At 64.2% G+C, this 9874-nt stretch carries 9 protein-coding genes and 1 pseudogene; 5 read left to right on the top strand and 5 right to left on the bottom strand.

Annotation, left to right across the window (positions count from 1 at the left end; translation table 11 throughout):
- Positions 1-42 precede the first annotated feature (42 nt).
- Positions 43-1281 (bottom strand): ABC transporter substrate-binding protein, encoded by a 1239-nt coding sequence (locus JOY90_RS01245; RefSeq protein ID WP_291689359.1) that lies wholly within the window; start codon positions 1279-1281, stop codon positions 43-45.
- 1078 nt (positions 1282-2359) lie between these two features.
- Between JOY90_RS01245 and JOY90_RS01240 the strand changes: the two genes are divergently transcribed.
- Both JOY90_RS01240 and JOY90_RS01235 read left to right on the top strand, forming a co-directional pair.
- Complete coding sequence (locus tag JOY90_RS01240; RefSeq protein WP_291689358.1) at positions 2360-2737, top strand: VOC family protein; 378 nt, start codon at positions 2360-2362, stop codon at positions 2735-2737.
- A gap of 693 nt (positions 2738-3430) precedes the next feature.
- Entirely contained in the window at positions 3431-4429 is a 999-nt protein-coding gene (locus JOY90_RS01235) for a class I SAM-dependent methyltransferase (protein ID WP_291689357.1), read from the top strand.
- Between the two features lie 64 nt (positions 4430-4493).
- On the opposite strand, the gene JOY90_RS01230 is transcribed toward JOY90_RS01235, so the two are convergent.
- Positions 4494-5009 (bottom strand): hypothetical protein, encoded by a 516-nt coding sequence (locus JOY90_RS01230; RefSeq protein WP_291689356.1) that lies wholly within the window; start codon positions 5007-5009, stop codon positions 4494-4496.
- 157 nt (positions 5010-5166) lie between these two features.
- Here JOY90_RS01230 and JOY90_RS01225 point away from each other — a divergent pair.
- A pseudogene (locus JOY90_RS01225) lies at positions 5167-5352 on the top strand (Hsp70 family protein); the annotation flags it as partial.
- Between the two features lie 45 nt (positions 5353-5397).
- Entirely contained in the window at positions 5398-6375 is a 978-nt protein-coding gene (locus JOY90_RS01220; RefSeq protein WP_291689355.1) for a tripartite tricarboxylate transporter substrate-binding protein, read from the top strand.
- A 34-nt stretch (positions 6376-6409) separates the two neighbouring features.
- Here JOY90_RS01220 and JOY90_RS01215 read toward each other — a convergent pair whose 3' ends face one another.
- The 3 genes from JOY90_RS01215 to JOY90_RS01205 form a co-directional block, all read right to left on the bottom strand.
- The gene (locus JOY90_RS01215; RefSeq protein WP_291689354.1) at positions 6410-6778 is read right to left on the bottom strand and encodes a hypothetical protein; all 369 of its coding nucleotides are present in this window, start codon (positions 6776-6778) and stop codon (positions 6410-6412) included.
- A gap of 173 nt (positions 6779-6951) precedes the next feature.
- The gene (locus JOY90_RS01210; protein ID WP_291689353.1) at positions 6952-7647 is read right to left on the bottom strand and encodes an RlmE family RNA methyltransferase; all 696 of its coding nucleotides are present in this window, start codon (positions 7645-7647) and stop codon (positions 6952-6954) included.
- A 4-nt stretch (positions 7648-7651) separates the two neighbouring features.
- Entirely contained in the window at positions 7652-8731 is a 1080-nt protein-coding gene (locus JOY90_RS01205) for a Ppx/GppA phosphatase family protein (RefSeq protein ID WP_291689352.1), read from the bottom strand.
- Positions 8732-8900: 169 nt separating this feature from the next.
- Between JOY90_RS01205 and JOY90_RS01200 the strand changes: the two genes are divergently transcribed.
- Positions 8901-9874 (top strand): molybdopterin cofactor-binding domain-containing protein (locus tag JOY90_RS01200; protein ID WP_291689351.1); only part of this gene is annotated, 974 nt, incomplete at its 3' end.

Here is a 9874-nt window from a genome sequence, read left to right as displayed (position 1 = left end):
TGCTGGGAAGCGACAGGTTCCATGGAAGCATTCGCCTTAGGCTCAGATGTACTTCTGCTGCTTCTTCCATTCGGCCTCGAGCTCGAGGATCTTGCCCCAATCGGCGGGCCTCACATCGATGATGAACGGCTCCTTCGGCGTGGTCTGGCCCCAGCCGATGGCGTAGCCGATCGTGGTATGGTCGTCGCGCATGGTGATGGTGCCGTCGACACCGAACGGCGTGTTGATCTTCATGCCGGTCAGCGCATCGGCCAGCGCCTTGGCGTCGAGCGAGTTCGCCTTCTTGACGGCCTGCTCGTAGAACTGCATCGCCACCGTGTTCTGCCATGACCAGTTGGTCGGCCGCTCGTTCCATCGCTTCAGATAGGCCTGGCCCCATTCCTTGTTGGCGGGCGTGTCCGGGAACGTCTCCAGATAGCGCGTCGCCGACTGGATGCCGGGCGGCAGGTTCTTGATGGCGGCCAGCACGGGATAGTCGACGTTCGGGGTCGCCACCGTCATCTGCGAGAACAGCGCATAGACGTTGCCCTGATTGACGAAGGCCGAGAGGTCGCCGGCATAGAGCAGCGTGAACAGCGCCTGGGGCTTGGCCTGGATCAGCTTGGTGATGACCTCGGTGAAGTCGGGCTGGCCGAGCTTGGGCCAGGCTTCGGTGACGACCTCGACGTCGGGCTTGAACTGCTTGAAGAATTGCAGGTACTGCGCGGTCGTGTCGCGACCATAGGCGTAATCCGGCGAACAGGTCGCCCATTTGTTGATCTTCTTGGCATTGGCGTAGTCGGAGAGATAGATGCTGCCGGCCACCGCGTCGTGCACGCCCTGGCGCGCGACGCGGAAAGCCGTGGCGACGCGGATCTTGGGATCAGCCGTCAGCGACGAGGTCTCGCTGTTGGTGTGGATGCAGGCGATGCTGCCGAGGTCGCGCACCACCTCCTGGACCGCAAAGGAGGCGGACGAGGCCTCGGCATCGATCAGAAGCTCGCAGCCCGTCGAGTTCACCAGCTCGCGGGCCACGCGGGCGGCCTCCTGGGGCTGGCCCTTGGAATCGCGGTAGACGAATTCGATCTGGCGGCCGAGAAAGCCGCCGGCGGCGTTGATGCGATCCTGCTCCATCATCAGCGCATTGCGCGAGGAGGTGCCAAGCAGGGCGATCGGTCCCGACAGGATGCTCTGCATGCCGATGCGCAGCGTATTGGCCTGTGCCCTGGCCACCCAGGGAGCCGCCAGCAGGCCAACCGTCCCACCGGCCAGTATCGTGCGACGCGTGATGAGCCCGCTCATTGAACCGTACCTTCCCTGTTGCCGCTGCCCGGTTTTGAAAATACCGGCTGTTTGTCGGGAGCCGAGCTTAGATCGGCGATGGCGGCCTGATCAAGCTGGCTGTGTTGCGTCAACGCGCTGGCGGACGCCGGCCGCGACGTTCAGCCACGTGCGAACTCGTTCTCGCGACGTGAGACGCCCGAGCTGTGCAGGAAGGACCACCCTCGAGAATCAAGAGGGCGCAGGGAAGACCGGGCATCGGCTGATGCCCATGGCCCCCGTGCAGCAGATAACGCACGGGGTAGGAACCACAGGTTCAGCCGCAAATACCCGGCCTTCCCTGCGCGATGGTTTACGGTTTATAGCGCGCTCTCCCGGGTGAACGGGCTCTCTTGCCACCCTCGCCTCGCATCGTTCCTGCGAGACTTGATCCCAGCGTCGCGGGATCAGGACCACACGCCTTCGCCGTCCGCAGCCGATGCCGCTCGTCGCGCGACACCCTCCGCGTCCACCGCATCCCGCCCCACGTTCGTGACGACGCGTACGCCCCTCTGGTCGAGGCGGGATGGGCGTATATAGACCTAATTTCGGAAAAACGAAAGAATAAAATTTGCGCAGGGCTGGCTGATGGGAACGATCGCGCTGAATCGCATGACGAACTTTCTGTTTCCGCGCAGACGATTTCGTCACGTTTCCGGCTCACCGGGCGCCGTGGCAAGCCGTTCATCCGGACTGATTCGCCTGACGTCCGGCAACCAGTTGGCGTTTACGCCCTTGCCTGTCGGAAAGGCCGTTGACCGGTTACGACCGCAGGTCATGCCTCACGAGCATCCGCGGCAAATCCGTTGCTATCGACGCGATGCGCCGCATTTGCGACCTCGCCCGTCCGACGACAGACATGACGGGGCGGTCCGGCTAAGTCGCGAATGACCCCAACCGGTCATGGGGCGCAGCCATTCCAGCCTTCGGAATTCTCAGTTAGGCGTTTGGATTTCGAGTCTTCGACACGAAGCGCTGTCGGCGTTGGTTGGTCTCGTTCGTCCTCTGGATGGGCGCCGCTGCGGCGGCGTCAGTGAACGGCAGCAACAGGGAGGAAGTCGTGACACACGGAAGTTTCACTTGGAACGAACTCTACACGCGTGACGTCGAGGCCGCCAAGGCTTTCTATGCCGCGACCATCGGCTGGACCTTCGAGGGCATGTCGATGGCGCACCAGAACCGCACTTACTGGATCGCCAAGGCCGAGGGCAGGCCGGTTGCCGGCATTCTCGACATGCGCGGCATCGTTCCCGACAGCGATCCGCCGCACTGGCTGAGCTATCTCGAAGTCGATGATGTCGATCGATGCGCAGCCGAGATCGAGCGTCATGGCGGCCGAATAGTGCGGGCGCCATTCGATATCCCTAATTTCGGACGCATCGCCATCGGGGCCGACGTCACCGGCGCGTTCCTGGCTTGGGTGAGTTCGAAGCGCTGATGCGGGCACACGCCGGTGGTCTTCGACCAGGAGGCCGTGCCAACACTGTGAGGTTCGGGCCTTGTTGTTGTGGGGGCGGCGGCGCTACCTCTATTGATGGCCTCACCCGAACCTCTGGTGGAATCGCCGCGTAGGTCGGCTGCCTGAAGGCAAGCCGACTTCCGCCGTTTCATTCAAGATTTGGTGTTGTTCTGAATCAACGGCTCGGGATTCTTCGCGAAGAGCCGCGGCGCCAAAGGGTCTCCAAGCCGATCGATGAGTTTCACCCTACAGGCACCGCAACGTGCCGTCGGGCATAGGAGTGGCCGGATGGCCGGTCCTTCGAATGCACCAGGCTTGATTTTGTCCCCCAAAGACGCAACGGCCCCACGCGTTGCGATGGCCGTTTGGACCGCATCCGCCCAACGCTGCGGCTGGCGTGGTGATTGACACCAGCGCAGTAGAGAGAACAACTATACCCAATAGAGAGGCAGCAAGAACTTTCATGGCGATCTCCATTTCTAAGTGTACCGCTGTGAACCGCGGGCCCACCGGCGCATTGAAAGATGGGAGATCCTTGTTGAATGGGTAATGAACAAAAGGGACTTGGCGGGTTGGAGCCGAAGGCGTAACCCGCCATCCCGCCAATTCATAACGGCGGATCATGATCCGCACTTTGCCAGAATCTCGTCGACGACGCGTTCGATCGGCATCGTGGCGTCGATCGTGACACTCAGCTCCAGCAAGAAAGCAAGCCTCCGAGGCCAGGCCCAATTGTGGCCATTCTATGCTCTGTACGTAAAAGACGAAGTGTCGTCAGAGCTCCACAAATCCATGCTATCGATTGCTGAGAGTGTGGAGCAGGCAATGCTTGATTTCCAACCCTATTTGCGGCGGCCCATTTCTACCCTGGCCGCCATCGCGTCTGATCCGATTGAATCATGGATGCGGTTTCGCGAGCAATATGCCGCGCATCGCGAGGGCCACGCGCCGCCGGATCTCTATCAGCCCGACAATGATTGGGAGGTGCGCCTGCACTCTCTGATCAATCTGTCCGCACCGGACGAATTGCTGTCGGAGTTCCGGGAGCTGTGGTCCGCCGTCATGAGCGAACTGCAGGCGAAGGGAATTCGGGCCGGCCCTGAAAGTTTCAAGGGCTGGAACGACGGCGATGCCGGCTTCGTGCGCGCCATCTGGTGTGTGGTCCGCCATCTGAAGCCGACAACCATCGTTGAGACCGGCGTCGCTCATGGCGTCACGTCGCGCTTCATTCTCGAGGCGCTGGAGCGAAACGGCAACGGCCATCTCTGGAGCATTGATCGGCCTCCGGTCGAGCCCGAATGGAAGCAGCAGGTCGGAGTAGCCGTTGGCGACAGATTTCGGGATCGCTGGTCCTACATCCTCGGGTCGAGCAGGCGACGCCTGCCCGACCTCCTGACGCAGCTCGGAACGATTGACTTTTTCATACACGACAGTTTGCACAGCGAACGGAATGTTCGCTTCGAAGTCGACCTGGCGTGGGCAGCCTTGCGGCCGGGGGGACTGATCGTCGTCGACGACATCGACGTGAATCGGGGCTTCCATAGTTTCACGCAATCCGTTCCAGGCCAGCGTTCGCTGGTCTGCGAGGCAGAACCCCTGCGTCCCGATTCCCGGCGTCACAACGGAAAGGGGATGTTCGGCATCGCTGTCAAGGAACGAGCCGCCCGCTAGCGTCAACTTGCTCGTCGAGCAATTTCGACGGCCGCACCATCCACCGCTTCGCGGCGCGCGGCCCTCAATAGCGCGAGCGAAGAGCGCCGAGATAATCCGACAGCGTGGTCGGGTCGCCACGCGTGCTTTGCCGCGCTGGCTGGCCGCTCAAGAGCACGCCGGCTTCGGTCTTGTAGTCAGGAGCCACGCCGCTGGCCGGCCTTGGCGGCTGGTTGAGGATCTTGAGATATCGGTCATAGTCTTGCTGCGTGCCGACGAAGATGCAGACGCAATGCTCCGGCTCGGCGTAGGAATAGCGCAGGGCTTCGCCAACCCCATTGGTGACGAAGCGGTGCGCCGGCAGCGCATGCAGCGCCTTTTGCCCGGCGGCATCGTTGGCGACCTGAATACGAAAGCCGGCGGACGACAGATAGAAACTGGTCTTGTCCAGGGATGGACGGTTCGGCGCTTCGGCAGCGGACACGACGGAAGTGCCGAGCGACAACATGACGGCCGCAAATCGACACGAGGCCCTGAAACGGTGGCCCCGCAATAGCCGCCGGTGGCCTGCGGCGTGCGGCCGGTTGATGGGTGCTGGCATGACCAATCCCCTCCGAGGCTTGCCCCGCCCGTTGCGCGGGCCATGACGATCCGCACGATGCACCAGGATTGTGTTGAACCTCGATCGGCATCAGGCCGAAACGACGGAATCTGCCGTTGCGGGCTTCGTCGTCCAGCGCGCCACGTGGTGGGACCGCGTCACCGGCGGCACCTCGTTCGTGCCGGCGGTGCAGCGCCTGTTCGCCGAACGCTTCGGCACGGAGCGGCTCACCTCGGCCGATCGGTTCGAATCCATCGCCTACGGCCTCGCCTTGATCGGCCGCGCGCCGGACCCTGATCGCTGGACGGTGCAGTCAGCGGTGTCAGAGCACGCACCGTCGTAAGGCGGTCGCGTTGCTTGCGGGCGATTAGGATGTAAACTCGTCAGCATGATGGGTTTGCGTTGGCTGTGTCTGCTCGGTCTTCTCTGTCTGATCGCCTCATACTCTGCGGTCGCCGAGGACTATCCTTCCCGCACCATCACCATCGTGGTGCCCAATCCGCCCGGCGGCCCCTCGGACCTGTTCGCCCGCTGGATCGGAAACCTGATGGGCCAGAGGCTGGGGCAGCAGATCATCGTCGAAAACGTGGGAGGGGCCAGCGGCACGATCGGTGCAAGCCGCGTCGCCCAGGCTGCGCCCGACGGCTACACGCTGCTCATGCACAACATCACTTTCGCGGCGGCGCCTGCGCTCTACAAGAGGCACACCTATGATCCTCTCGGGGATTTCGATCCGATCGGCCTCGTGACCGAGACGCCGCAGGCCGTCGTGACCAAGAAGGCGATCACCGCGACGAATCTGCGCGAGCTGATCGCCTACATCAGGGCGAACCGCGAGACCATCAACCTCGCTGACGCAGGACGAGGCAGCGCCTCCTATCTCTGCAACCTGTTCTTCGCGCAGGCCATCGGCGCGTCGATGACGGCCGTTTCCTATCGCGGCATGAAGCCGGCGCTGAACGACCTGCTGGCGGGCCAGGTCGATCTCATGTGCGACCAGGTCGCCAACACGGCCGAGCAGATCAAGGCGGGGAACATCAACGCCTATTGCGTGACCACGCGTGAAAGACTGGCGCAACTGCCGTCTCTGCCGACCTGCGACGAGGCAGGACTGCCGCATCTCGAAACCAGCGTCTGGGTCGCGCTTCTCGGCCCGAAGGGGATGCCGCAGAATGTTGTCGGCAAGCTCGCCGCCGCCTTGCGGCAAGCGCTGCACGACCCGGACCTGGCGCAAAAGCTCGCCACGCTCTCGACCACCATCATTGCGGACGGTCTGGCCACCCCGGAAGGTGCGCGCGCGTTCATCGCTGCGGAGGTGAGCAAATGGAGCGGGACGCTGAACGCGATGCGCGTTGCGCCTGAGTAGAGTGTCGAGCTCGAAAGTCTTTCTTGGGGTCGCGCTAGCCGCAGTTCCACACCGGACCGATCGGCGTCCGCGTCCAGCAGGGTCCGAAACTGCCGCCATTGTAATGGCCGCGGTAGAAGCCGGGACGGCCGAAATAGTGCCACTCGCCGTCATAGCCGAGATATTCCGGCGTCGGATCGATGTACCAGTGACGGCGCTTGTAGCCGGGCGGGCCACGCTCGGCCTCTCGCAAGTTCGGCGGCGCGCTGTTGCTCGGCGGCTGCTGATAGCCGGGCAGGAAGCCATAGCCGTGCCAGCGCGCCGGGTGCCGCTTGGCGGCGGGCGCGGCGAGCGCAAGGGCCGGCAATGTCAGGAGGATGGCAATCGCGAGCATTGCACGCGAAAGGGATGATGGGCGTGACATGGCCGGCATATACACTGTTCGCCCTCCAAATGCGATTTAAAATCGAGCGAGAACGGTAGGGTGGGCTGAGCGGGCTTCTTGCGCCGATGCGTGACACACGAAAGGCGAAGCGTGCCCACCATTGCGGAGCACAGCTGTCGAGAGAATGGTGGGCACGCTGCGCTTAGCCCAGCCTACGGCCCTTCCGATTTCCGCGCACCGCGAAATCCCATCGCCAGCACGTAGCGCTCGGACGAATCCTGCCGGCTCGATGCCGGCTTGACGTGGCGCACGCTCGTAAAATCCCGCTTCAATTGCGCCAGCAGCTCGGCGTCGGCGCCGCTCTGGAACACCTTTGCGAGAAACGTGCCGCCGGGATTGAGCACCTCCACGGCAAACGCGGCGGCGATCTCGACCAGGCCGACGATGCGGAGCTGGTCGGTCTTGCGGTGGCCGGTGGTGTTGGCAGCCATGTCGGACAGCACGACGTCGGCGCGGCCGCCGAGCATCGCGGTGAGCTTTTCGGGCGCGTCGGCGGCATGGAAATCGAGCTGCGCGAAGCTGACGCCGACAATCTCCGGCATCTCCAAAAGGTCGATCGCGACCACCCTGCCCTTGCCGTCGGCGGCGCCGACGCGTTTCGCCGCGATCTGGCTCCAGCCGCCGGGCGCGGCGCCGAGATCGACCACGGTCATGCCGGGCTTGAGGAAGTGGTGCTTGTCGTCGATCTCGATCAGCTTGAAGGCAGCGCGCGAGCGATAGCCCTCGCGCCTGGCCTGCGCCACATAGGGATCGTTGAGCTGGCGCTCCAGCCAGAGCTTCGACGACAATTTGCGCTTGCCGCCGGTCCGGACCGTGACATGCAGCCGGCCGGTCGTATCCTTGGCCATCAGGTCACCACGCCACCAGCGCGCCGTCCTCGCGCATCATCTCGACCAGCATGCCCTCGCGCAGGCCGCGATCGGCGACCCGCAGCCGGGGCAGCGGGAACGCCTTCCGGATGGCGTCGAGAATGGCGCACCCGGCCAGTACGAGGTCGGCACGATCGACGCTGATGCAATTGTTGCTGGCGCGCTGCTGATAGTTCATGCCGAGCAGGCGCGCGATGGTGCGAGAGATGTCGGCATCCTCCATCCAGATGCCGTCGACGCGGCGGCGGTCGTAGCGCGACAGATTGAGATGGATGCCGGCCAGCGTCGTTACCGTGCCCGAGGTGCCGAGCAGGTGCATGCCGGCGATGTCGTGGCCATGCTCGGCCGCGAACGGCGTGACATGACGCGCCACCTCCTCGACCATGCGGTCATAGACTTCCGCAGTGACATCCTTGCCGCCAAAATGCTCGGCCAGCGTGACCACGCCGAGCGGGATCGACATCCAGGCTTTTGTCACGGGCTCGGCGTTGCCGGCAACGGGATCGCGCTCGATCCGTACCAGCTCCGTGGAGCCGCCGCCGATGTCGAACAGGATCGCGCCGCGGCCATTCGGCTCGACCAGCGGCGAGCAGCCGATCACGGCGAGCGCTGCCTCGGTCTCGCGATCGATCACCTCCAGCCTGATGCCGGTCTCGGCCGCCACCCGGTCGCGGAAGCCATCGGCGTTCGAGGCCGCGCGGCAGGCCTCGGTCGCGATCAGCCGCAGCCGCTTCGCCCTTCTCGACCTGATCTTGTCGCGGCAGATCGAGAGCGCGGCAATCGCCCGGCCGATCGCGGCCTCGCTGATGCAGCCGGTGGCGGAGATGCCTTCCCCGAGGCGGATGATCCGCGAGAAGGAATCGACCACCCGGAATCCATCCCCGGACGGACAGGCGATCAGCAGCCGGCAGTTGTTGGTTCCAAGGTCCAGCGCGGCATAGACCTCGGTTCCTCCCGCCGACGAACGGCCAGCAGCCGGCGGACCGGTGCCGCTGGCCGCAACCGGGTTTGGCAGCTCTTCGCGCAGCGCCCTGCCGCCACGAAGCCGCGAGTCATCGCTCATTCCAGGCTTTCCGCGGCCGAAACCGGCCGGTTCGCATTCATTTTCGCGCGAACATTACCAGTGCGGGGGAGCGGCGCAATAAGGGGCTAGCAGTATGCCCAATCCGGCATTGTCGCTGCCCTTTCCGTGCATTATCTCGTTGGAACCCCCGTAAAATCAGGCATTTCCGATGCAAGATCACACTCAGCCATCCTCCCTCGAGAACGCTATTGCATTGCAAAAATATGGGGTTGGCCAGCCCGTCCGCCGCAAGGAGGACGATAGGCTGGTCCGCGGCAAGGGCAAATATACCGACGATTTCAGTCTGCCCGGGCAGGCCTATGGCTGGGTGGTGCGCTCCAGCCATGCCCACGGCCTCATCAAGGGCATCGGCACCGAGGCGGCCAGCGCGATGCCGGGGGTGCTCGGGATCTGGACCGGCGCCGACCTCGTCGCGGCGGGCTACAATCCGTTCGTCTGCGGCATGCCGCTGAAGAACCGTGACGGCTCGCCGCTGCTGCAGACCAACCGGATGCCGCTTGCGGCTGACAAGGTGCGCTTCGTCGGCGATCCCGTGGCCTTCGTGGTGGCCGAGACGGTGGCGCAGGCGCGCGACGCCGCGGAAGCCGTGGAGCTCGAGATCGAGCCGCTGCCGGCGGTGACCGACGCCGCGGAAGCCGCCAGACCCGGCGCGCCGCAGCTCTACGACCACATCCCCAACAATGTCGCGCTGGACTACCACTATGGCGATGCCGAAAAGATCGACGCCGCCTTTGCCGCCGCCGCCCATGTGACCAGGCTCGACCTCGTCAACAACCGCGTCGCCGTGGTGTCGATGGAGCCGCGCGTCGCGCTCGGCCATTATGACGCGAAGACCGAGCGCTACACCCTGCAGGTCCCGACCCAGGGCGTCGCCGGCAACAAGGCCGTCATCGCGCGGCTGTTGAACGTGCCGGCGGAGAAGGTCCGCGTCCTGACCGCCAATATCGGCGGCTCGTTCGGCATGAAGAACCTGAACTATCCCGAATATACCTGCATCCTGCACGCGGCGAAGGCGCTCGAGCGGGCGGTGAAATGGACCGATGAGCGCTCGGGCAGCTTCCTCTCCGACAGCCAGGGCCGCGCGCAGCTCATCCACGCCGAGCTCGCGCTGGACGCGGAGGG

Origin of the sequence: Bradyrhizobium sp. (assembly GCF_019242285.1) — a bacterium.
Lineage (GTDB): Bacteria > Pseudomonadota > Alphaproteobacteria > Rhizobiales > Xanthobacteraceae > Bradyrhizobium.
This window is presented reverse-complemented; position numbering and strand designations above follow the sequence as displayed.